At 54.2% G+C, this 23037-nt stretch carries 18 protein-coding genes and 1 riboswitch; of the genes, 9 read left to right on the top strand and 9 right to left on the bottom strand.

What is annotated here, in order from left to right:
* Window positions 1–106 precede the first annotated feature (106 nt).
* The 5 genes from AAGR08_RS17430 to AAGR08_RS17410 all read right to left on the bottom strand — a co-directional run bounded on the left by AAGR08_RS17430 (window position 107) and on the right by AAGR08_RS17410 (window position 5615).
* Window positions 107–2197, bottom strand: a complete 2091-nt coding sequence (locus tag AAGR08_RS17430) for a YjbH domain-containing protein (RefSeq protein ID WP_345827452.1) — start codon at window positions 2195–2197, stop codon at window positions 107–109.
* On the bottom strand, window positions 2197–2934 hold the full coding sequence (locus AAGR08_RS17425) for a capsule biosynthesis GfcC D2 domain-containing protein (protein ID WP_097095284.1): 738 nt from the start codon (window positions 2932–2934) through the stop codon (window positions 2197–2199). Before AAGR08_RS17425 ends, AAGR08_RS17430 begins: the two co-directional genes overlap by 1 nt.
* On the bottom strand, window positions 2931–3578 hold the full coding sequence (locus AAGR08_RS17420; RefSeq protein ID WP_097095283.1) for a YjbF family lipoprotein: 648 nt from the start codon (window positions 3576–3578) through the stop codon (window positions 2931–2933). Before AAGR08_RS17420 ends, AAGR08_RS17425 begins: the two co-directional genes overlap by 4 nt.
* Before the next feature lie 73 nt (window positions 3579–3651).
* Window positions 3652–3900, bottom strand: a complete 249-nt coding sequence (gene yjbE, locus AAGR08_RS17415) for an exopolysaccharide production protein YjbE (protein WP_097095282.1) — start codon at window positions 3898–3900, stop codon at window positions 3652–3654.
* A gap of 584 nt (window positions 3901–4484) precedes the next feature.
* On the bottom strand, window positions 4485–5615 hold the full coding sequence (locus tag AAGR08_RS17410) for an ABC transporter substrate-binding protein (protein WP_345827451.1): 1131 nt from the start codon (window positions 5613–5615) through the stop codon (window positions 4485–4487).
* Between the two features lie 206 nt (window positions 5616–5821).
* Here AAGR08_RS17410 and AAGR08_RS17405 point away from each other — a divergent pair, with 206 nt between their 5' ends.
* Window positions 5822–7969: a TonB-dependent siderophore receptor gene (locus AAGR08_RS17405; protein WP_345827450.1), complete on the top strand. Its 2148-nt coding sequence runs from the start codon at window positions 5822–5824 to the stop codon at window positions 7967–7969.
* Window positions 7970–8039: 70 nt separating this feature from the next.
* On the opposite strand, the gene pgi is transcribed toward AAGR08_RS17405, so the two are convergent.
* Window positions 8040–9686, bottom strand: coding sequence for a glucose-6-phosphate isomerase (gene pgi, locus AAGR08_RS17400; RefSeq protein ID WP_097095279.1), 1647 nt, complete (start codon window positions 9684–9686; stop codon window positions 8040–8042).
* A gap of 89 nt (window positions 9687–9775) precedes the next feature.
* Between pgi and AAGR08_RS17395 the strand changes: the two genes are divergently transcribed.
* The 4 genes from AAGR08_RS17395 (at window position 9776) to panS (ending at window position 13902) form a co-directional block, all read left to right on the top strand.
* Entirely contained in the window at window positions 9776–10000 is a 225-nt protein-coding gene (locus tag AAGR08_RS17395) for a hypothetical protein (RefSeq protein ID WP_141400223.1), read from the top strand.
* Window positions 10001–10185: 185 nt separating this feature from the next.
* Window positions 10186–10380: riboswitch (Lysine riboswitch) on the top strand.
* A 111-nt stretch (window positions 10381–10491) separates the two neighbouring features.
* A complete protein-coding gene (gene lysC / locus AAGR08_RS17390) occupies window positions 10492–11847 on the top strand; it encodes a lysine-sensitive aspartokinase 3 (RefSeq protein WP_097095278.1) in 1356 nt (451 codons plus the stop codon).
* A gap of 264 nt (window positions 11848–12111) precedes the next feature.
* Entirely contained in the window at window positions 12112–12804 is a 693-nt protein-coding gene (gene aqpZ / locus AAGR08_RS17385; protein ID WP_345827449.1) for an aquaporin Z, read from the top strand.
* A 174-nt stretch (window positions 12805–12978) separates the two neighbouring features.
* Window positions 12979–13902, top strand: coding sequence for a ketopantoate/pantoate/pantothenate transporter PanS (gene panS, locus AAGR08_RS17380; RefSeq protein ID WP_097095276.1), 924 nt, complete (start codon window positions 12979–12981; stop codon window positions 13900–13902).
* Window positions 13903–13947: 45 nt separating this feature from the next.
* Here panS and AAGR08_RS17375 read toward each other — a convergent pair whose 3' ends face one another.
* The 3 genes from AAGR08_RS17375 to AAGR08_RS17365 all read right to left on the bottom strand — a co-directional run bounded on the left by AAGR08_RS17375 (window position 13948) and on the right by AAGR08_RS17365 (window position 15856).
* On the bottom strand, window positions 13948–14382 hold the full coding sequence (locus tag AAGR08_RS17375) for a hypothetical protein (RefSeq protein WP_097095275.1): 435 nt from the start codon (window positions 14380–14382) through the stop codon (window positions 13948–13950).
* Between the two features lie 8 nt (window positions 14383–14390).
* On the bottom strand, window positions 14391–14963 hold the full coding sequence (locus AAGR08_RS17370; RefSeq protein ID WP_345827448.1) for a hypothetical protein: 573 nt from the start codon (window positions 14961–14963) through the stop codon (window positions 14391–14393).
* A 299-nt stretch (window positions 14964–15262) separates the two neighbouring features.
* The gene (locus tag AAGR08_RS17365; protein ID WP_345827447.1) at window positions 15263–15856 is read right to left on the bottom strand and encodes a YhgN family NAAT transporter; all 594 of its coding nucleotides are present in this window, start codon (window positions 15854–15856) and stop codon (window positions 15263–15265) included.
* Between the two features lie 221 nt (window positions 15857–16077).
* Between AAGR08_RS17365 and asd the strand changes: the two genes are divergently transcribed.
* From asd to glgC, 4 genes are all read left to right on the top strand, one after another.
* Window positions 16078–17187, top strand: coding sequence for an aspartate-semialdehyde dehydrogenase (asd, locus tag AAGR08_RS17360; RefSeq protein WP_345827446.1), 1110 nt, complete (start codon window positions 16078–16080; stop codon window positions 17185–17187).
* A 356-nt stretch (window positions 17188–17543) separates the two neighbouring features.
* Window positions 17544–19730 carry a 1,4-alpha-glucan branching enzyme gene (gene glgB, locus AAGR08_RS17355; RefSeq protein ID WP_345827445.1) on the top strand — a complete coding sequence of 729 codons (2187 nt, stop codon included), beginning with the start codon at window positions 17544–17546 and terminating at the stop codon, window positions 19728–19730.
* Entirely contained in the window at window positions 19730–21709 is a 1980-nt protein-coding gene (gene glgX / locus AAGR08_RS17350; protein WP_345827444.1) for a glycogen debranching protein GlgX, read from the top strand. Before glgB ends, glgX begins: the two co-directional genes overlap by 1 nt.
* Before the next feature lie 10 nt (window positions 21710–21719).
* Complete coding sequence (gene glgC, locus AAGR08_RS17345; RefSeq protein ID WP_097095269.1) at window positions 21720–23012, top strand: glucose-1-phosphate adenylyltransferase; 1293 nt, start codon at window positions 21720–21722, stop codon at window positions 23010–23012.
* Window positions 23013–23037 lie beyond the last annotated feature (25 nt).

The raw sequence follows: 23037 nt of genomic DNA, 5'->3' as shown, positions 1-23037 counted from the left end.
AATGGCGGCCCTTCGTAGGGTCGCCATTGATGGCGACCGTGAACGGGGCGCATAATAAAAAAAGGTCGGCATAAATGCCGACCCTACAATTAATGAAAATAATCAATCAGTTAAACCGCGCATCGCGATCTGACGTCAGATCGTACAGCTGGTACTTACGGCCCAGCATCTGGCCGCCATCGCGCGTCAGCGGCACCCAATTCACCTGTGCACGGCCACGGGTTGGCGTCACGGTAAACAGATCCATCGGCACCGAAATGTAGAAGCCTTTGGTAAAGTCGCCTTCACCATACGCTTCTGCCGACACGTTGGTTTTGGTGGCGTAGAAGCCAACCATCACGCCGCTGTCGAAGCGCTTCGACACATCCAGCGTCACACCTTTATCTTTTGCCAGATATTGCCCGACGCTGGCTTTCACCAAGACATCCTGCATAAACCACGGACGCCAGTAGGTGGTGAAGTGTCCGGTTGGCGCTTTGTAATCGGTGAACTGCATCATGTTGTCCCAATCACGCTGCTTCACGTAGTTGGCATCAACCCCGAATGCCCAGTTGCTATCAATCGGACGATACAACACTTCGCCACCGACGCCGCCGTACATGGTTTCCAGATAACCGCCGTAAACCTGACCATAGAAACCATTGCCGAGCGAATGCATGTAGTTGGCTTGCAGATCGTTGACGTAAACGTTGTTTTCAACATAATCGCGAATGTGGGTGCGCACGCGCGGCAGCGTGGAATCCGCAGGTGCGCCGTTGTAGTTAAATTTGTTGTAGTTATTCGCGACGTTGCCGAACAGGCTGCCGCCCACCAGCAGGTGATCGGTGAGCCAGTAATCGGCGTTGGCCATCACGCCAACCTGATACATATAGAAGCTTTCCGGTCCGCCCACCGACTGATTCAGCACCGGCGACAAACTGTAGTTCAGGCGCTCTTTGCGGATAAAGAAGCCTTGTTCAGTGGTGCCGGGATCGACCGGATTATCACGCGTCTGCTGCAGCGGCTGCTCGTGTCCCAGCGGATAACCGGCCAGCTCGTTGTGCAGGCTGGCGACGTTGGTGCGCGTGCTGACCTGCGGCATATTGAAGCGCGACTCGGTGACATCGATGGTATCGATACCGGCTGGCAGGTTGTTCATGATGATGCGATTGGCGCGATCGACGCCTTCGCGCGTGTCGCGATATTTGGTTTGTTCGCCGGAAACGTACAGCGTGCTGCCTTTGGTCTGAATATGCGGGCCGTTCAGTCCGGCGTTGTACTTCAGATCCGTCAGCTGATTCGCCACCACCGTGGGTTGCAGCAGGTCGCCCTGCGGCTGCGGGCTGTAGGCCGGTTTCTCGCTATCAATGTGCGACTGATGCAGATCGTTGAAGTTGGTGCGCAGGGTAAAGCCGAACATAAAGGTGTTGCCGCGCTCGTAGCTGGCGTTGATGTCGGCCCAATCGGTGATGCGATAAATCGCGCCGACGTTAACCTTGCTGCGCTGATCCAGACGGCCAGCAAAATCATCCTGATAGTTGTTGCCTTCGTATTCCACTTTGAGGCGCAGCGGCTGCCACGGCGTCTGATACTCCACGCCGCCGAACAGCGCCGACGGGCCATGGAACATCTGCGAACCGTTAATCGAACCCGCTTCGCCACCGCCGGTGCGGCTACAGAAACTGTCGCTGTAGGAACAGAACGGATTTTTGATGGTGCCGCTGTTGCCGAGATAGCCCCAGCCCAGGCCTAAGGTGAAATCAAACGGGCCCCACGCTTTGCTGGCGACCAGATATTCACTGTCGAACAGGCCGGTGCCGCCTAAATCGCGCGAGCCAACCGCCACTTCGGGCAGCCAGTAGCTCTCCTGCCACAGCCGGAGCTTCACATCGAAGGCTTTGTCTTTATAGCTTTGGTTACCGCTGAAACCCTCTACCGCACTGTAGCGGCGCGTCCGCACGTCGGTATAACGCACGGTGGTTTCCAGCCACGGGAACAGCTGCAGTGAGGCCGAATAGTAACGATATTGATCGTTATCGCGGAAGTTAACGCTAAATTCACCCTCTTTCGCCATACGCGCCGTTGGCGTTTGCATCAGGCCCACGCCGCCGAAATCCGATTGCGAAGGACCGACCGGTTCAGGCCAGGTTTCCGCATGCACCTGGCAGGCAGCGGCAACGGAAGCAGCCAACAGGCTGAGAAGTAATTGTTTTTTCATCAGTCTGGTATCCGGTGAGTCAGAACGGAAAGCATGCGCGTATTCAAATCGCTTTGGCCCCAGGGCAGGCTCCATGAGGTGAAACCGAGCCAGATAATAGTGCCGGGCTCCACTTCAACGTGGCGATGATTCCAGTAAGCGATAGGCACTTGCTGCGTACTGCCGGACGGCGCAATCACCGTGGCAAAACTGCGCTCCGCGCCGGACAGGCGTTCGTGACCGTCGAGATAATCACGCACCTCACGGCCGGGCTGCCAGCTCTCTTTACCGGGATTGCTCAGCGCACCGAGCACCAGCACCTGCGTGGGCTGCGCCAGCGTGTAAAGGTCATAGCTGCCCTGCAGCGTGCGGTTAGCCTGCGGGCGCAGGCGCACTTCATCGGGATCGAGCGAAGTGAACTGGCGGCCAGTGACTTTTACGTCATTGAGCTGGCGGATGACTGCGCCAATGGTGGCGGCCAGCGACTCGCCGCTGTCGGCTTGCCAGGCGCGCAAATCGGCCAGCAGCTGTTGCTGCTGTTGTTGAGCCACGGCGGTTGCGCCGCGTTCGGCAATCACCGTACCCGGCCACCAACTGCGCAGTGCAGGATTTGTCAGTAATTGAGAGAGGTCTTGCGCATCATCGATTTGCAGTGCGTTTTTACCCTGCACATCGTGCACGGTGACGTGAGCCGCGGCCAGCGCATGGCCAGCCGTTAGCAGCATCAACGCTGCCAGCATTGGAGTTATTTTTTTCATGATTTCGCCGGCTTCAGAATAGTGGTTTCAACAGGGAAGGCGTCGGCGGCCAGCATCTGATTGGCCTGCAGCACCGTGCCATCGCGGTTATCGATCCAGAAGGTGTTCTGCCACTCCGCGCCCACGCTTTCCATGCGCACGGTTTCATGCCAGACGCGGCAGGGCACGCGCTCACCGGCTATGTCCAGAACGGTATCGTCACCGCGCTGGAAGGTGGAGGTGGCCGTTGCGGCACGGACTTTTTCCTGTTCGCGCCACTGCACCACGCGCGTCCAGCCAGCACCGTTTTGCAGGTGCAGCGCATCGGCAAGCGGATCCTGCGCCAGATTACTGACATCCGTAAGGTTGCTCGGTAATCCCAGGGTTTTCACCAAACGACCGTGCTGCATCACCAGCATGGCTTTATCCTGAGTCACCCATTTCTGCTGACCGTTTTCGTTGTAACCCAGCACCACGAAGATACGTGGGCCATCATTAATGCGGGCATAAAGGCTGGCGTAGGGCAGGTTATTGACCTGTTCGTCAGTGACCGTGACATCATCCGGCCCCTTTACGGCCAGCATTACGGTTTGTTCGAGGCCTTTTTGCGTTTGCGTGCAGGCCTGCAATAACAGGCAAAGTAGTAGCAAAGAGAGTCGGCGCACTGTGTATCCCTGTCTAAATAAGCCAAACAAAAAATAACCACACGACTGTGTGGTTATGTTTAAAGGTGCTACATCAACGAGTGGTGCTCGTTGTGGTGGTTGTTGTTGTACCGGTATTTGCGCCGTCACCGCCGCCAGAAGCAGCAATGCCGAGGCCCACTAACGCACCGAGCGCGCCGATACCCACAGCGGTAGACGCACCGGCAGAGATTGCTCCCGCCTGCGCGCCCGCTGCAGCACCAGCTTCTTCCGGTGCGGCAATCGCAGAGGAAGAGACGGCAACGTAAAGTAAGGCTGCACCGGCAACCATCAGTTTTTTCATAACAACGTTTCCTGCATTTATATAAATGAATGAATGTAGGATGTACCCAGATTTCGGGCGCGTTCAGTATAGGGCAACAAATTACCAGAGTTCAGTCTGAGTAAAAGAGGGTAACAAACAGTGATGTTTCTGGTGATAAATACGGCGAATTGGCGTTAGATGCTTTTTTTAAATGCACTTTTTTGCAGGCGTGGAATAATTAATGGGTTGTGCGAAGTGAGGCAGGATTTTTCACTTTTGCATTAACTATTGGTACGGAATAGGAATAATCAGATTTTCCTGAAGCAGGATAAATAAAAATCATAAATCAATCATACGGATAGATTTAAATTCTCGGTAAATAGATCCATTTTTTAGTGAGCGCCATTCGGAATTATCTTGAAAAGATCCGATTATCCTTAGGTCACTTTAAGAATAATCTAACTGTGACGTGATGGGTAAATAACGGCGTTGTCAGCGGTATTAGGGAGTTAAACGTCATAGTGAAGGGAATATTGCCGGGGTCATGGCTTTGCTGCGGTGAAATTCATCCCAACAAGCAGGGATGAATTAATCTATCTGTGGATCTGATGTGGCAGGAAATATCAAGGCGTCGCCGTTAGCCAAAATAACCCGGAATAAGGCATTTTAAGGAAGTCGTGATGAACCGTCTCCAGATCTGCCTGAGGGTTGAGGTCGGTGAATAGCTGCGGATGCAGGAATTTCGCCATGGCTTCTACTGCCAGGATATTGAGCGGACTGTCATAGAACTGATGATAAATTACCATCACATCGCGCTGTTTCACCGCCTTCAGCACGTTGAGACCGTTGCGATTCAGCAAATGATCAAGGCGTTGCTGAGCGAGCTTAAGGTCAGCGGTATAACCGAGCGGCACGCCGATACTCTGTTTATAGTTATCGCTCCAGTCTGCGCCGGTCATCAGGTATTTGCCCGGTTGGCTGGTAATCAGCTGCTCAAGGCCGATGGTGCCATTTTTGCCCGAGAACAGATCGCTGCCCACATTCTTCCCGCCCGCCGTTTCAATAAATTCGCCAAAGCTGCCTTTGCCATAGGTGAAACAACACTCGTCGCCGGTCATGCCCGCATGACGCTCAATAAACACCAGCGGACGCTGTTGGGCGGTGAGGGATGCTGTGCGATCGCGGATCAGGCTCAGACGCTGTTGGTAAAACTGACTCCAGGCTTCCGCATGCTGTTCATCGCCCAGCACTTTGCCCAGCAGGCGAATGCTCGGCACGCTGCTGCTTAATGGGCGCAGGCGAAAATCGATGAACACCACCGGAACGCCAATCTTCTCCAGCTGATCCAATACACGACTCTGCTTCAGCTTCTCCAGCACCCCGAAATCAAAAATGATCAGATCAGGACGCATCTGCACCGTGCGTTCAACGCTGAAATCACTCAGGTAAGCATTCTCCAGCATCGGCAGCTTGCTCAGCTGCGGAAAGCGTTGCAGGTAGAGCGCATAGAGATCCGGCGCTTTGGTTTTAAGCGTGTTATCCCAGGCAATCAAATTTTTGAAGGGATCGTCAGGATGCACGATTTGCAGCGCCTGTAGCGCCCGGGCATCAGCCAATATCACGCGCTGCGCCGGATGCGCTAGCGTCACCTGGCGGCCGGCAATGTCTGTGACAGTAATGGGATCGGCCGCGACGCATGCTGCAGCAGTAAGCAGCAGGCTCGCCAGCAGCGCGCGAATGAGGGGGAATCGCATGGTCAATCAACCTGTAAAAAGTGGAACGGAAACTGGGCTGTTAACCCTTTCATATCAAGGTTACAGCCATAAAAAGCGTGCCGCATAAACAAAAGAGCGTTTACGCATCAACTTGCCTTACTTTATAATTGATAATGGTTATTATTCATATTCTTGTTTCTTTTTTAAAACAAAAACAGTTGTCTTATTGGGGATTGATTTAATAAATGTTAAAGGGTTATCACTATTCGCTGCTTGCGAGCGCTATCGCCTTCGCATTACCCACCCATGCTGCAGAAACATCAACTTCTACAACCGCCGATCGTACCGACAACTTAACCGTGGTGGGCAACTGGCTCGACAATGCTGATCCAGACAGCGTGGTGCTTGACCATCCCGGCGCGCGAACCATTGTTTCCAGTCAGCAGGTGAAAGAGAAAGGGGCTGAAACGGTTTCCGAAGCTCTGCGCGGCATTCCCGGCGTGCAGGTCCAGGAAAACAACGGTACGGGCGGCAGTGACGTGTCGCTGAACGTCGGCGTACGTGGTTTGACCTCACGCCTCTCTCCGCGCTCCACCATTATGATGGATGGCGTGCCTCTGGCCGTTGCACCGTACGGCCAACCGCAGCTGTCGATGGCGCCTCTGTCGATGGGCAATATTCAGTCGATTGACGTGATTCGCGGTGGCACCGCGGTACGCTACGGGCCGCAAAACGTGGGCGGGGTGATTAACTTCGTCTCCAAAGAGATCCCGAAAACCTTCGGCGGCGGCGTCAGCACGCAGACCGAAGGCGCAGAACATGGCGGATTGAAAACGCTTACCAGTGCTTCCATCGGCGGTACCGCCGATAACGGTTTCGGCGCGGAGTTGCTCTACTCCGGACTGCACGGCCAGGGCTATCGCGCCAACAATGACAATACCGATATCGATGATTTCATGCTGAAGACTCGCTATGACTTCACGGATAAAGATCAGCTAACTGCCAACTTCCACTACTACAACGCGTCAGCGGGGATGCCGGGTGGTTTAACGGCAGCGCAGTACAAGGCCAATCCGTTCCAGTCGGTGCGTCGCTACGATCAATTTGAAGGCCGCCGTCAGGATATGTCATTCAAATATCGCCATCAGGAAGAGGATAGCCAGCTTGAAGTGCTGACTTACTTCACCAAAAGTTTCCGTACCAGTGATATTCAAAGCGGCATTGGCACCGGTGTGAATCTGGGTAAAAGTCGTCTGGCTGCCGCACCGCGCCATTATACGACCTGGGCGGTAGAGCCGAGTTATTCCCGGATGTTCCGCATCTGGGATATGGCGCATGAAGTCACGGTAGGTTACCGCTATCTGAATGAAACCTCTGATGAAAAGGGCTATCGCTCAGGGTGGTACGATCCGGACACCACCTTTTCTGCGCCGGATGCTAAAGAAAATTATTACCAGCATTCGTCAGGCGGTTCTGAAGCTCATGCGGTATATATCGATGACGCGGTAAACGTCGGCAACTGGACAATCACGCCGGGTGTGCGTTACGAAAATATCAAAACTCACGTCTCAGATGGTTTTGCCAATATTGACCGCAACAAGTCATACAGCGAACCTCTGCCGTCGCTGAATGTGATGTATCACCTGAGTGATTCATGGAAACTGTTCGCCAACGCCAATACCTCCTTTGGTAGCCTGCAATACTTCCAGCTGACGCGCGGTGGCAGTGGCGGCCAGCCTGCACCCGGTCTTGAGCCGGAAAAAGCCTATACCTATGAAGTGGGAACGCGTTACGACGATACCGTGGTGAAAGCTGAGCTGACGGCGTTCTACATCGATTTCAACAACCAGCTGCAGTACATCAACAATACCATTGGCTGGACCACGCTGGGTGCCACGCGGCATGAAGGGATTGAGCTGGCGCTGAACTACGATTTGAGCGAGTGGGCACCCGCGCTGGAAGGGATGAGCCTCTACACCACCTACACGTACACCAAAGCCACGGCGCAGAAAGGGGAGTTTGCCGGTAAAGATCTGCCGTTTTACTCGCGCCAGGTATTTACCGTGGGTTCCCGTTATCAGACCGGAAATTGGGTATGGAACTTAGACGGTTTCGCCCAGTCTGGCCAGCGTTCGCCGGGTTCTGCGGACGCCGGCAATGGATACATTACCGAAGAGACGCCTGATGGTCAGTATGGTGATATTCCGGGCTGGATGGTGTGGAACGCGCGCGGCGAGTATGACTTCGGTCCAGCGTGGTCAAATCTGACGCTGGGGGCCGGGGTGAAAAACCTGTTTGACCAGCGCTACTTCACCCGATCCACCGATAACAACTACGGCAAGTATGTGGGTGAACCGCGTACATACTTCGTGCAGGCGTCGGTAAAGTTCTAATTCAGCAAATAAAAAAGCCGTCATCCTGCGATGACGGCTTGTTACTGGCGATGGGGTTGCCCCGATGAACTCAACGCCAGGATTTGTAACGGTTGATCAGGCCATTGGTCGAGCTGTCGTGGCTACTGATTTTCGCGTCATTCTCCAGCTCTGGCAGAATGCGGTTTGCCAGCTGTTTACCCAACTCAACGCCCCATTGGTCAAAGGTGAAGATGTTGAGAATCGCGCCCTGGGTGAAGATCTTGTGCTCGTATAGCGCGATCAGCGCTCCGAGGCTAAACGGCGTAATTTCACGCAGCAGGATGGAGTTGGTTGGACGGTTGCCCTGGAACACCTTGAACGGCACGATGTGCGCCACGGATTCGGCCGATTTACCGGCATCGGTGTACTCTTTCTCTACCACATCACGCGACTTACCAAACGCCAGCGCTTCGGTCTGCGCGAAGAAGTTCGATAGCAGTTTTGGATGATGATCGGCCAACACGTTGTGGCTCAGCGCCGGGGCAATGAAGTCGCACGGAATCAGTTTGGTGCCCTGATGAATCAGCTGGTAAAACGCATGCTGACCGTTGGTGCCCGGCTCGCCCCAGATGATTGGACCCGTCTGGTAATCCACTGGATTGCCTTCACGATCGACGTATTTACCGTTGGACTCCATGTTGCCCTGCTGGAAGTAGGCAGCAAAGCGGTGCATGTATTGGTCGTACGGCAGAATGGCTTCGGTTTCTGCACCGAAGAAGTTGTTGTACCAGATACCAATCAGCGCCAGCAGCACCGGCAGGTTCTGCTCGGCAGGCGTGTTGGCGAAGTGTTTGTCCATGGCATGCGCGCCGCTCAGCAGCTGCTCGAAGTTCTCGAAGCCAATAGACAGAATGATCGACAGACCGATGGCTGACCACAGTGAATAGCGGCCACCTACCCAATCCCAGAATTCGAACATGTTGTCGGTATCAATACCGAACTCACCGACCGCTTTGCCATTGGTCGACAGCGCGGCAAAGTGCTTCGCCACGTGCTGTTGGTCGCCTGCGGTTTTCAGGAACCAGTCACGCGCGCTGTGGGCGTTGGTCATGGTTTCCTGGGTGGTGAAGGTTTTGGAGGCGACGAGGAACAGCGTGGTTTCCGGGCTGAGATCTTTCAACGTTTCGGCGATGTGTGTGCCATCGACGTTGGAAACAAAGTGCATGTTGAGGTGATTTTTGTACGGACGCAGCGCTTCGGTCACCATGAAGGGACCGAGGTCGGAACCACCTATACCAATGTTAACCACGTCGGTGATCGCTTTACCGGTATAGCCTTTCCATTCGCCGCTGATGATGCGCTCCGAGAAGCCTTTCATCTTCGCCAGCACCGCGTTGACTTCCGGCATCACGTCTTTGCCATCGACCACAATCGGCGTGTTGCTGCGGTTACGCAGCGCTACGTGCAGTACCGCGCGCTCTTCGGTGCGGTTGATCTTCTCGCCAGAGAACATCGATTTAATGGCGCCTGCCAGATCGGTCTCTTTAGCCAGCGCCTGTAATTTTTCGAGGGTTTCCTCGGTGATGCGGTTTTTTGAGAAATCCACCAGCATCTGGTCATCGAAAGTGGCAGAGAATTTCGCAAAACGATCGGCATCTTGCGCAAACAGGTCGGCAATTTGCACCGATTTCATCTGTTCAAAATGCTGCTGCAGCGCTTTCCAGGCTGCGGTTTGTGTCGGATTGATATTTTTCATGGCAACACTCTAGTTGAAATAAGAACCGTCATTCCATCCGGGGCATCCTGCTGGCCCGGCATCCTTAGCATTCTTGCACGGGGTTGAGTATGACCACAGTTACCACCGAAGGGAAAAAATTTGTGACCGTGGCCGCAGTGTTTCAGGTAAATCCGGCGGCGATTGTCAGCGGAACGCCAGGAAATTTCCCTGTGCCGCATCAGCAAAAAGCCGCGTTTGTTGCATTCGGACTCTACTTTAGGTCGGTGTCGGTCATCACGTTTGTTCAACGATGCGTTTACCGAAGTGTAAAGGTGAGCAAATCTTCAACCTGAAATAAGCCTAGCCAAAATAATTCGAGTTTCACGAAGGCGGCAAGTGTATTCATCTCAAGAGCTTACTGAAGTAAGTGACTGAGATGAAGAGACGCAGCCAACGCACCTGAAACTTGACGTATGAAGGGTATGGACAGCAGAACAATTAATCAGTACTTTATGCGCGCTACTTACACCTCCGGGTGTAAGCCAGAAGAGGCGCGTCGCCCAGGCAGTGTGTTTGAGGATCCGTATCCGCAGATAACACATCAGGGGGTGTGACGCCGAGGTGGGGCAACACGCGGGGTGTTGCACTGTCGGCTGCAGGGGCTGAATCCTCTGGGTTGTCACCAGAATCGTCCACAGTCGGACGCTTCGCAAGGTGAAGCGCTTCTGGGTGACTTGTCTTCTGATCTTGTCTGCCCAATTCTGCTCTTCTCTTGTGCCTAGGCTGCTACTATGTCTTCCGCCCCAAAAACGGAAGAAAGATAACCTGACACGGGGTTCGTTACATGTCTCAACATCTGATCGTGGCTAAATTTGGCGGCACCAGCGTTGCCGATTTTGATGCTATGAACCGCAGCGCGGATGTCGTGCTGTCAAATGCCAATACTCGCTTAGTGGTGCTCTCTGCTTCCGCTGGCGTCACCAACCTGCTGGTTTCTCTTGCTGAAGGCCAGGAACAAGCGCAGCGCGCGTACCTGCTGGATGAAATCCGCCGTATTCAGTACGCCATCATCGATCGCCTGCAGTCACCGGATGTGATTCGCGACGAAATCGATCGCATGCTGGAAAATATCACCATGCTATCTGAGGCCACGTCGCTGGCGACTTCGCACGCGCTGACCGATGAGCTGGTCAGCCACGGTGAGCTGATGTCGACGCTGCTGTTCGTGGAGATCCTGCGCGAGCGTCAGGTAAACAGCGAATGGTTCGACGTGCGTAAAGTGATGCGCACCAGCGACCGTTTTGGCCGCGCGGAACCGGAAGTGGCTACGGTGAAAGAGCTGGCGGCGGCGCAGCTGCAGCCACGTATTGCTGAAGCGCTGGTGGTGACACAAGGCTTTATCGGCAGCGAAATTAAAGGCCGTACCACCACGCTGGGCCGTGGCGGTAGCGACTACACCGCCGCGCTGTTAGGCGAAGCGCTACAGGCGGCGCGTATCGATATCTGGACTGACGTTGCGGGCATCTACACCACCGATCCTCGCGTGGTGCCAACGGCAAAACGTATCGAAGAAATTACCTTCGAAGAAGCCGCTGAAATGGCGATTTTTGGCGCCAAAGTGCTGCATCCTGCCACGCTGCTGCCAGCCGTGCGCAGCGATATCCCGGTGTTTGTCGGTTCGAGCAAAGATCCGGCCGCCGGCGGTACGCGCGTGTGCAACGAAACCAAAAATCCACCGCTGTTCCGGGCACTGGCGCTGCGTCGTAAGCAAACGCTGGTGACGCTGCATAGCCTGAATATGCTGCATGCCCACGGCTTCCTCGCCGAAGTGTTCAACATCCTGGCGCGCCACAGCATCTCTGTCGATCTGGTTACTACCTCCGAAGTGAGCGTGGCGCTAACGCTGGATAGCACCGGCTCCACCACCACCGGTGACAGCTTGCTGACGCAGGCGCTGCTGACTGAACTCTCTTCGCTGTGTCGTGTGGAAGTCGAAGAGAATCTGGCGCTGGTGGCGATCATCGGCAATAACCTGTCGAAAGCCTGTGGCGTGGGCAAAGAGGTCTTTGGCGCTCTGGAGCCGTTTAATTTACGCATGATTTGCTACGGTGCCAGCAGCTACAACCTGTGCTTCCTGGTGCCAACGCCAGATGCAGAAGAGGTGGTACGCGCACTGCATAAGAATCTTTTTGGTTCCTAAGGCAAATTTTTAGCAGTAAAAATCAAGCCGGACATGGTCCGGCTTTTTTATTGGTAAATTTTTTTAAACAATAATTTAAGCCTAGCGGTAGCGTCGCTTTCGAGCCAGACATTTCTGAAAAATCCCGGATAAGCGCCTGAGACCCTTCTTGTTTTCACTGGAATTGCCTAAAAATCACACTAATCTCTCATTCAGCAGTTGTGCTTTAATCGCCTGAAACGATAATCCCGCCGCGAAAACATTAAATTATTTGAGGGAATAGATATGAAAAGGCTCGTGGCAGAAAGTCTCGGCACATTTGTGTTGGTTTTGGGTGGTTGTGGTAGCGCGGTGTTGGCTGCAGCGTTTCCAGAATTGGGCATTGGTTTTGCGGGTGTCGCGTTGGCGTTTGGTTTAACGGTTTTGGTGATGGCGTTTGCCGTCGGCCATATCTCAGGCGGCCATTTTAACCCGGCGGTGACGATTGGTTTAACCGCTGGCGGACGTTTTCCAGCGGCTCAGGTAGTGCCTTATATTATTGCACAATTGGTCGGCGCGATTGCGGCGGCAGGCGTGTTGTATCTGATCGCCAGTGGTAAAGCGGGTTTCGATGCGGCTGCTAGCGGCTTCGCGTCCAACGGTTACGGTGAACACTCACCGGGTGGCTTTAGCCTGCAGGCGGGCATGATCAGCGAGTTGGTTCTGACGGCAGTGTTCCTGGTTGTGATCATGGGGGCGACCGATAAATATGCTCCGGCAGGTTTTGCGCCAATTGCTATCGGTCTGGCGTTAACGCTGATCCATCTGGTGAGCATCCCTGTCACCAACACTTCCGTCAATCCGGCGCGCAGTACCGGTGTTGCCATCTTCCAGGGGAGTTGGGCATTGGAGCAGCTGTGGATGTTCTGGGTGTTACCGATTATTGGTGCCGCGATTGGTGGTGTGATCTACCGCTTTTTGCTGGAAAAAGCAGAGTAATTTCGCCGTATTCCACGGATCGGCAGCAGCCGATCCGCATTTGTCCCCACAGGCGTCTTCCCGCCTTACGTCATGATAATGAAATGTTATGATCCTGCCTCCGTCGCTGTGGTCGTTCCCTGCGCGACATTTCATCTGTGGCAATAATAAAATAATTCCTAAGGAAGTCTGGTTATGCTCGGCAAACTTACTCGCCTGTTCCCGCTCTGGGCCGTGCTGCTCTCGGTTGCGGCTTATTATTCACCATCCACCTTTCTTGGCATTGGTCCGTGGGTCACCTATCTACTGATGCTGATTATGTTCGGCATGGGCGTAACGCTCAATATTGATGATTTCAAACGCGTGCTGGTACGCCCGGCGCCGGTGATTGCCGGGACTTTCCTGCACTACCTGGTGATGCCGCTGGCCGCGTGGGGACTGGCGAAACTGTTCCAGATGCCACCCGATCTGGCGGCAGGCATGATTCTGGTCGGTAGCGTGGCGAGCGGCACCGCATCCAACGTGATGATCTATCTGGCCAAGGGGGATGTGGCACTGTCGGTGACCATCTCGTCGGTGTCGGCGCTGGTTGGCGTATTCGCTACGCCGCTGCTGACGCGCCTCTATGTCGATACGCACATTCAGGTGGATGTCGTCGGCATGCTGCTTAGCATTGTGAAAATCGTGGTGATCCCTATCAGCCTTGGCTTGATTATCCACCACTCGATGAATAGCGTGGTGCGCCGCGTAGAGCCTTATCTGCCGGCATTTTCCATGGTGTGTATTCTGCTTATTATCAGTGCGGTAGTGGCAGGCAGCCAAAGCTTTATCGGTTCGGTCGGCTTAATGGTGATTGCGGCGGTGATTCTGCACAACGCGATTGGTCTGCTAGGCGGTTACTGGGGCGGCAAACTGTTCGGCTTCGATGAATCGACCTGCCGCACGCTGGCGCTGGAAGTGGGTATGCAAAACTCCGGTCTGGCGGCGACGCTGGGCAAACTCTACTTCTCACCGCTGGCAGCACTGCCGGGCGCGCTGTTCTCGGTGTGGCACAACCTTTCCGGTTCGCTGCTGGCCGGTTACTGGTCAGGTAAGCCGGTAGATAAGAAAAAGCCGTGATTAAATTTTATGGGGTGCCATAGCCGCACCCCTGTGCTTTACCATTTAATCAGCCATTCTTTTTCGGATTGTGATAAATAAAGCAAAAGATAAGGCGCTGGATATGATGTAAATTAACATGATATCCATGCTTTCAATGCTTACTAATTTAGATTGGGTGACTAGCTCAGCAGATTTTTTCCATGCAATCAGCCATCCTGTAATTAATAAAGTGAATGTGTTTGTTATCTGAAACGCAATCTGAAATATACATTCTTTATAAGTGCTGAATTTAACTACTCTATTGAATAAACGAAATGCTGCGCTTTGATAAAACAAACAGAATAATGCAGCATAGAGTGGTGCAGTGAAGATAACGCTAATGTCAGATGTTATGCCATCGAATCCGATAAGGTAAAAATCCAGAATTTGATGACAAGAATAGAAACCATAAAGCAAAGCAAGTGCAGCAAATACTAATGGTAAGCAGAAAGCTCTCATCTTTACCTCTATGAAGTAATATCACGCATCACGGCGGAAAGTTGATGAATGGGGTCTAGTAATTTCAGCTGACCACTATTTGAATCATATCTAGCTGCAGCCATCGGATCATCCTTTCCGCCGTTAGCCATAACAAATTGCGCATCCGAACGGCCATAAAGTTTGATGTCAGGGATGGGGTCTTGACCAAAAGCCAGAATTCTTTGCGTTGGGATGGGGTGATCGCTGGTCAAAAAAGTAGAAACGCTTTTAATATTCAAACCCGGGTAGACGAGAGGCGTTGTTCTAAATTCCGAACCTGCATAATCCAAAGCAAAGCGGGTTTCGTTGTCTTTAGAGTTTTGTTGCTCAAGCTCTGAACCTGCGAAAATTTTCAAATGATCCCATAATGAAGCATTTGCAGGTGTGATTCTTTCTCCGTCAAGAAAAAGGTCTTGCTTGCGGTAGAGTTGGTAAACAACTTTATATATCTGAACCAGTTCAGAACCAATTCCATGCCAGTTTGGCACGTCACGATTATAAATCCTTTCAATGATGATAAATATTCCTGTCGCTTTGTAAGGATCGATATTATTTAACATGGCATCCTCCTGGTGTTCAGAAAATATACCCATTTTTTTGAAAGAAGTGTGATGCCTTGATGAGAGAGTACAACTTTAAGTAACTGCTTATAGTTACATCCTACAATTCTTAAGCCAATATTCGAAATTAAACGCTGATATTCATATCGTGATGCTTGTCAGTTAAGAGCACCCCAATAACCCAGCGCACACATTGTAGCGGCGCGATAAATCGCGCCGCTACAGAATGTGCAGTGATTCAATGCGGCGCCTAACTGAGCGGCATGGTGATATTCATATCGTGCTTCTCCTGAAGATAATTACAACTTCAGGTAAGTACGAATCCCATCAAGAAACATCTGCGTTGCCAGCATAATCAATATTAATCCCATCAGACGTTCCAGCGCGTTAACCCCTTTATCGCCGAGCAGGCGTAAAAATAGCCCCGACATCAGCAAAATCACCACCGTCACGCCCCATGCAATCAGCAGCGCGCCGACCAGATGCGTCATCTGATGGGGATACTGATGCGATAACAACATCAGTGTGGCCAGCAGCGACGGGCCGGCCACCAGCGGAATCGCCAACGGCACCAGGAACGGCTCTTCACCGGCAGGCAAGCCGCTGGTGCTGCTTTCGCCGGAAGGGAAAATCATGCGGATGGCGATCAGGAACAGGATGATGCCGCCGGAAATCGACACGGTTTCGGTGCGCAGATTGAGAAACGCCAGAATGCGCTCACCGGCGAACAGAAACAGCAGCATCAGAATCAGCGCGATCAGCATTTCGCGCATCAGCACCACCCGGCGGCGCTTGGGTTCGAGGTGCTTTAATACCGACATAAAGATCGGCAGGTTGCCCAGCGGGTCCATAATCAACAGCAGCAATATGGTCGCGGATATCATTTCAGTCATGTCAGGTAAACCATCCTATCGATTTGGCCGGGGGCCATTATTAGTTGTACTGCTGAAAAAGTTAGCGCAATCGAATTAATTCACTTGCCAGAAGTGCTGCATTTTGTAGAGTTGACGGTCATAGGTAAACCTGATTATTACGCAGACGGGCGCGATCGTTCGGCCGGTCTTTTCCTCGCACCACATAGGGCCTCTCCAGAAGCGCCCGAGACGGACAGAAAATGAAGAATGTAGGTTTTATTGGTTGGCGTGGCATGGTCGGCTCAGTGCTGATGTCACGCATGAGCGAAGAACGCGATTTTGACGTCATCAATCCGGTCTTCTTCTCCACGTCACAGCTTGGTCAGGCGGCACCGGCGTTCGGCGCTAAGTCGACCGGTGCGCTGCAGGATGCTTTCGATATCGAGGCGCTGAAGGCGCTGGATATCATTATCACCTGCCAGGGCGGCGATTACACCAGTGAAGTCTACCCGAAGCTGCGTGAAAGCGGCTGGCAGGGCTACTGGATTGATGCGGCTTCCACGCTGCGCATGAAGGATGACGCCATCATCATTCTCGATCCGGTGAACCACAATGTGATTCGTCAAGGCCTTGATAACGGCATTAAAACCTTCGTCGGCGGCAACTGCACCGTGAGTCTGATGCTGATGTCACTCGGCGGACTGTTTGCCAACGATCTGGTGGAGTGGGCATCGGTTGCTACTTATCAGGCGGCGTCCGGTGGCGGTGCGCGTCATATGCGTGAACTGCTGACCCAAATGGGCATGCTGCATGATCACGTGGCGAAATCACTGCAGGATCCGGCCTCCGCGATTCTGGATATTGAGCGTAGCGTTACTGATTTCACGCGTTCTGGTACCTTGCCAACCGACAACTTTGGCGTACCGCTGGCGGGCAGCCTGATTCCATGGATCGACAAACAGCTGGACAACGGCCAGAGTCGCGAAGAGTGGAAAGGCCAGGCGGAAACCAACAAAATCCTGCGCACCAGCAGTGTGATTCCGGTTGATGGCCTGTGCGTGCGCGTTGGTGCGCTGCGCTGCCACAGCCAGGCATTTACCCTGAAGCTGAAAAAAGACCTGCCGCTGAGTGAAATAGAACAGCTGCTGGCTTCGCATAACGAGTGGGTCAAAGTGGTGCCAAACGATCGCGAAATCACCATGCGCGAACTGACGCCTGCCGCCGTTACCGGCACGTTGACCACGCCGGTTGGCCGCCTGCGTAAACTGAATATGGGGCCTGAATACCTTTCTGCCTTCACCGTGGGCGATCAGTTACTGTGGGGCGCGGCTGAACCGCTGCGTCGCATGCTGCGTCTGCTGATTGACTAAGCGCAGCGGCAAACCAGACAGGCCGGGGTTTCCCGGCTTTTTTTTGACCTTCAGGCTGCAAAAATTCATGCAAATTGCGCCAGACAAGTGATCCGCTTCCCCTTTTTGCTCGCCCGACAACAATTTTTCGCATTCCTCCCTGGCTTCTGCCAGCCCCAAGCTATGATTTAACAGAGATGTGCCGGTTGTTAACTGTTTTCGTTTTTTGAACTGAATGGTTTGTTGTACACGGTGATGATCTTTCCCACGGACGGTTGTGTCCTCGCAGTGTACCTATGGCTCAATGAAAAGCAGCGCACCCCAGTCGATAATTCTGCCGACTCGGGTCGCCTGCGCAAAATCATAGGAAGAAAGTCATGTCAGAGCTTCCCGATCGCCAGGCGATCAATGCCCTTTTTGCCGGGAATTACGCCGATCCCTTCTCGTTACTGGGGATGCACCAAACTACCGAAGGCCTTGAAGTGCGTGCGCTGCTGCCTGATGCCTCCGATGTGTGGGTGATTGAAACCAACACCGGACGTAAGTGCGCCCAACTTAAATGTCTCGACTCACGTGGCTTCTTCTGTGGCGTGATCCCGCGCCGTAAAAATCTGTTTGGCTACCAGCTGGCGGTGAATTGGCACGGTCAGCAAAACCTGATTGATGATGCTTATCGCTTTGGTCCGCTGCTGCAGGAGATGGATGCGTGGCTGCTGGGCGAAGGTACGCACCTGCGCCCTTACGAAACCCTGGGCGCGCACGGCACCACTATCGATGGCGTGCACGGTACGCGCTTCGCCGTCTGGGCACCTAACGCACGTCGGGTATCAGTCGTGGGTGAGTTCAACTTCTGGGACGGCCGTCGTCACCCGATGCGCTTCCGCCGGGAACTGGGCGTGTGGGAGCTGTTCGTCCCGGGCGCGGTAAACGGCCAGCTGTATAAGTTTGAGATTATTGATAATTCAGGCCAGCTGCGTATCAAAGCCGACCCTTTTGCCTTCGAAGCACAGATGCGCCCACAAACGGCTTCGATGATCTGTGGCCTGCCGCCGAAAACCGAGATGCAACCGCAGCGCAAAGCGGCGAATGCCTTTGATCAGCCGATTTCGATTTATGAAGTCCATCTGGGCTCGTGGCGGCGTCATACCGACGATAACTTCTGGTTAAGTTACAAAGAGCTGGCTGAACAGCTGATTCCCTACGTCAAAGAGATGGGTTTCACTCATATTGAACTGATGCCGATTAACGAACATCCGTTCGACGGCAGCTGGGGCTATCAGCCGCTGGGAATGTACGCGCCAACGCGCCGCTTCGGTACGCGTGATGAGTTCCGCCACTTCATTGCCGCTGCACACGATGCAGGGATTAATGTCCTGCTCGATTGGGTGCCGGGCCACTTCCCGAGTGATGATTTTGGTTTAGCAAAATTCGATGGCACTGAACTCTACGAGCACAGCGATCCGCGCGAAGGCTTTCATCAGGACTGGAATACGCTGATCTACAACTTTGGGCGACGCGAAGTCAGCAACTATTTATCTGGCAACGCCTTGTACTGGATGGAACGCTTCGGCATTGACGGACTGCGCGTGGATGCGGTGGCCTCGATGATTTACCGCGACTACAGTCGCGCCGAAGGTGAGTGGGTACCGAACCAGTTTGGTGGACGGGAAAACCTCGAAGCGATCTCTTTCCTGCGCCACACCAATCGCACGCTAGGCCGCGCCGCACCAGGCAGCGTGACGGTAGCGGAAGAGTCCACCGATTATCCCGGCGTCACGCGTCCCTCGGAAGACGGCGGGCTTGGCTTCTGGTTCAAATGGAACCTTGGCTGGATGCACGACACCCTGGACTACATGAAGCTCGATCCGGTGCATCGCCGCTACCATCACCACCTGATGACCTTCGGCATGCTTTACAACTACACCGAAAACTTTGTGCTGCCGCTATCGCATGACGAAGTGGTGCACGGTAAACGCTCTATCCTCGATCGCATGCCGGGCGACGCCTGGCAAAAGTTCGCTAATCTGCGCGCTTATTACGGTTGGATGTGGGGTTTCCCCGGCAAGAAGCTGCAATTTATGGGCAACGAGTTTGCGCAAGGCCGTGAATGGAACCACGACACCAGCCTTGACTGGCATCTGCTGGAGGGGGAAGACAACTGGCACAACGGCGTACAGCGGCTGGTGCGCGACCTCAACCATACCTATCGTCACTATGCGCCGCTGCATCAGCTTGATTTTGATGGACAAGGGTTTGAGTGGCTGGTGGTAGACGATCACGAGAATTCGGTCTTTGCCTTTGCGCGTCGCGATCGCGACGGCAATGAGATCATCGTCATCAGTAACTTCACCCCCGTGGTGCGTCATCACTACCGTTTTGGCGTCAATCAGCGTGGCGGCTGGCGTGAAGTGATGAATACCGACCAGCACGATTATCACGGCAGCGACACGCGTAACCACGGCGTGGTGCATACCGAGGAGATTGACAGCCACGGTCGACCGCAGTCGTTGAGCCTGACCGTGCCGCCGCTGGCAACCCTCTGGCTGGTGCGGGAGAGCGACTGATGCTGGAGCAGGGGCAGCCGAAACCGTTAGGTGCACATTACGATGGGCACGGCGTCAATTTCACGCTGTTTTCCCAGCACGCTGAGCGCGTCGAGCTGTGCCTGTTTGACGCACACGGCGCTGAGCGTCGTTTTCCGCTGCCCGCGCGCAGCGGTGATATCTGGCACGGCTATTTTCCCGCGCTCAAGCCCGGCCAGCGTTATGGTTATCGGGTTCACGGTCCGTGGGCACCGCAGCAGGGACATCGCTTCAATCCTGCCAAGCTGCTGGTTGATCCCTGCGCCAAAGCGGTAGTAGGAGATGTGGCGGACGAGGCTTGTGTTTATGGCGGTGAACGTGAGCCGGATCTGCTGGATAACGCCGCCGTTGCCCCTAAATCATTAGTGATCGCCGAGGATTTTAATTGGGAGAGTGACCAGCCACCGCGCACGCCGTGGGGTAATACGGTGATTTATGAAGCGCACGTGCGTGGCTTGACGCAGCAGCATCCGGAAATTCCGGAAAGGCTGCGTGGGACTTATGCGGCGCTAGGTCATCCTGCTATGGTGAACTACCTGCGCCATCTTGGTGTTACCGCGCTGGAACTGCTGCCGATTGCCCAGTTCACCAGCGAGCCGCGCCTGCGCCGTTTGGGTTTGAGCAACTATTGGGGCTACAACCCCTTCGCTTTATGGGCGGTAGATGCGCGCTACGCGTCGGGTGAAAACGGCTTATCACCGCTGCAGGAGTTTCAGCAGGCGGTAAAAGCGCTGCATGCCGCGGGCATCGAAGTGATTCTGGATGTGGTGTTCAACCACACCGCCGAACTGGAAGAGATCGGACCGACGATTTCCCAGCGCGGCGTGGATAACGCCAGCTATTACTGGCTTGATGGCAACGATGAGTATCAAAACTGGACCGGCTGCGGCAACACGCTGAATCTCAGCCATCCGCAGGTAATGGCATGGGTGCTTGAAGCGTTACGCTATTGGGTGCGCAACTGCCATATCGATGGTTTCCGTTTTGATCTCGCCAGCGTATTAGGCCGTACGCCGGAATTTCGTCAGGATGCACCGCTGTTCGCCGCCATCAAAGCGTGTCCGCTGCTCTCGCAGGTGAAGCTGATTGCCGAGCCGTGGGATATTGGCCCTGGCGGTTACCAGGTGGGTAATTTCCCACCAGACTTTGCCGAATGGAATGATCATTTTCGCGACGCGGCGCGTCGTTACTGGCTGCAAGGTGAGCTGAATAACGGAGATTTTGCCCGCCGTTTTGCCGCATCCAGCGACGTTTTCCAGCGTGAGGCGCGCCTGCCGCACGCCAGCATCAATCTTATTACCGCCCACGACGGCTTCACGCTGCGCGACGTGGTGAGCTTCAACAACAAACACAATCAGGCCAACGGCGAAGATAATCGCGACGGCAGCAGCAATAACTTCAGCCATAACCACGGCAAAGAGGGGCTGCAGGTCAGTTTCGATATTGTCGAGCGGCGGCGGCGCAGCGTGCATGGCTTGCTGACGACGCTGCTACTGGCACAGGGCACGCCGATGTTGCTGGCGGGCGATGAACGCGGTCACAGCCAGCATGGCAACAACAATGCCTATTGTCAGGACAATCCGCTGACCTGGCTCAACTGGCAACAGGATGATTTTGGACTGGTCGACTTCACTGCTGCATTAATCCATCTGCGCCAGCGCATTCCTGCGCTGACCGAGGATGGCTGGTGGCAGGAGGGCGATGGCAACGTGCAGTGGTTCAACGCCAGCGGCAAACCACTGGAAACAGAGCAGTGGGAACAGGGGACGCACAGAATGCAGATCCTGCTCTCCGGCCGCTGGTTAATAACAATAAACGCCACGGAATCGGTGAATGATATCGCCTTACCAGACGGAGAGTGGCGTGCCATTCCTCCTTTCGCCGGGGAAGATAACCCCATCCTGACAACTGTCTGGCACGGTCCCGCACACGGTGTGTGCGTGTTCCAAAAGCAATCATAAGGAGTCAGACATGGTGAAATTAGATAGAACAGATCATCTGATGCTGGCGCGCCAGCTCCCTACACAAACGGTTGCCTTGATCCTTGCTGGCGGGCGCGGTACGCGCCTGAAAGATCTCACCGCGAAACGCGCCAAACCTGCCGTGCACTTCGGTGGCAAGTTCCGCATCATCGACTTTGCGCTGTCCAACTGCATCAACTCGGGCATTCGGCGCATCGGCGTGATCACCCAATATCAGTCACATACTTTGGTGCAGCATATCCAACGTGGCTGGTCCCTGTTCAACGAAGAGATGAACGAATTTGTCGATCTGCTGCCCGCCCAGCAGCGTGCCGCTACCGAACACTGGTATCGCGGTACCGCCGATGCGGTGACGCAAAATCTCGACATCATTCGTCGCTATAACGCGCAATACATCGTGATTCTCGCCGGGGATCACATCTACAAGATGGACTACTCGCGCATGCTGCTCGACCACGTCGATCGCGGTGCCAAATGCACTATCGCGTGCTTACCGGTGCCGTTGGCCGAAGCCACGGCGTTTGGTGTGATGGCGGTAGATGCCGAAAACAACGTGATCGATTTTGTTGAAAAGCCGCCAAAACCGCCGTCAATGCCGGGGGATGACACCCGAGCGCTGGCGAGCATGGGCATTTACGTATTCAACGCCGATTACCTTTATCAGCTGCTGGAAGAAGACCTGCAGGTAGCCGATTCCAGTCACGACTTTGGTAAAGATCTGCTGCCAAAAATTGTCGCCAGCGGCGAAGCTTACGCGCACTCCTTTACGCTTTCTTGCGTGCAGATTGACGAAAAGGCCGAGCCATACTGGCGCGACGTCGGCACGCTGGAAGCCTACTGGCGCGCCAACCTCGATTTAGCCTCGGTGACGCCTGAGCTGGATATGTACGACCATAGTTGGCCGATTCGCACCCATATGGAGCCGCTACCACCGGCGAAATTTGTGCAGGATCGTTCCGGCAGCCACGGCATGACGATGAACTCGCTGGTTTCGGGCGGCTGCATCATTTCTGGCTCGGTGGTGGTGAATTCCGTGCTGTTCCCACGCATTCGCGTGAACTCGTTTTGCAATATTGATTCCGCAGTGCTGCTGCCCGATGTGGTGGTTGGCCGATCGTGTCGTCTGCGCCGCTGCGTGATTGATCGCGCCTGCGAGCTGCCAGAAGGCATGGTCATTGGCGAAAACCCCGATGAAGACAGCCGTCGTTTTTACCGTTCAGAAGAGGGCATCGTACTGGTGACGCGCGCCATGCTGGCCAAATTAGCCAGAGCGGGTCAGTAGATGACGAAAGATTATAGAGAAAATT

Source organism: Pantoea sp. BRR-3P (assembly GCF_039621635.1).
Lineage (GTDB): Bacteria > Pseudomonadota > Gammaproteobacteria > Enterobacterales > Enterobacteriaceae > Pantoea > Pantoea floridensis.
The sequence above is the reverse complement of the archived record's forward strand: the minus strand, read 5'-3'. Positions and strand labels throughout refer to the sequence as shown.

Coding starts and splice junctions, on each gene's coding strand:
- glgB (WP_345827445.1), top strand. CDS start 17,544: ATGTCAGAGCTTCCCGATCGCCAGGCGATCAATGCCCTTTTTGCCGGG.
- AAGR08_RS17365 (WP_345827447.1), bottom strand. CDS start 15,856: ATGACTGAAATGATATCCGCGACCATATTGCTGCTGTTGATTATGGAC.
- pgi (WP_097095279.1), bottom strand. CDS start 9,686: ATGAAAAATATCAATCCGACACAAACCGCAGCCTGGAAAGCGCTGCAG.
- aqpZ (WP_345827449.1), top strand. CDS start 12,112: ATGAAAAGGCTCGTGGCAGAAAGTCTCGGCACATTTGTGTTGGTTTTG.
- glgC (WP_097095269.1), top strand. CDS start 21,720: ATGGTGAAATTAGATAGAACAGATCATCTGATGCTGGCGCGCCAGCTC.
- AAGR08_RS17425 (WP_097095284.1), bottom strand. CDS start 2,934: ATGAAAAAAATAACTCCAATGCTGGCAGCGTTGATGCTGCTAACGGCT.
- AAGR08_RS17410 (WP_345827451.1), bottom strand. CDS start 5,615: ATGCGATTCCCCCTCATTCGCGCGCTGCTGGCGAGCCTGCTGCTTACT.
- asd (WP_345827446.1), top strand. CDS start 16,078: ATGAAGAATGTAGGTTTTATTGGTTGGCGTGGCATGGTCGGCTCAGTG.
- glgX (WP_345827444.1), top strand. CDS start 19,730: ATGCTGGAGCAGGGGCAGCCGAAACCGTTAGGTGCACATTACGATGGG.
- AAGR08_RS17430 (WP_345827452.1), bottom strand. CDS start 2,197: ATGAAAAAACAATTACTTCTCAGCCTGTTGGCTGCTTCCGTTGCCGCT.
- lysC (WP_097095278.1), top strand. CDS start 10,492: ATGTCTCAACATCTGATCGTGGCTAAATTTGGCGGCACCAGCGTTGCC.
- panS (WP_097095276.1), top strand. CDS start 12,979: ATGCTCGGCAAACTTACTCGCCTGTTCCCGCTCTGGGCCGTGCTGCTC.
- AAGR08_RS17405 (WP_345827450.1), top strand. CDS start 5,822: ATGTTAAAGGGTTATCACTATTCGCTGCTTGCGAGCGCTATCGCCTTC.
- AAGR08_RS17375 (WP_097095275.1), bottom strand. CDS start 14,382: ATGAGAGCTTTCTGCTTACCATTAGTATTTGCTGCACTTGCTTTGCTT.
- yjbE (WP_097095282.1), bottom strand. CDS start 3,900: ATGAAAAAACTGATGGTTGCCGGTGCAGCCTTACTTTACGTTGCCGTC.
- AAGR08_RS17370 (WP_345827448.1), bottom strand. CDS start 14,963: ATGTTAAATAATATCGATCCTTACAAAGCGACAGGAATATTTATCATC.
- AAGR08_RS17395 (WP_141400223.1), top strand. CDS start 9,776: ATGACCACAGTTACCACCGAAGGGAAAAAATTTGTGACCGTGGCCGCA.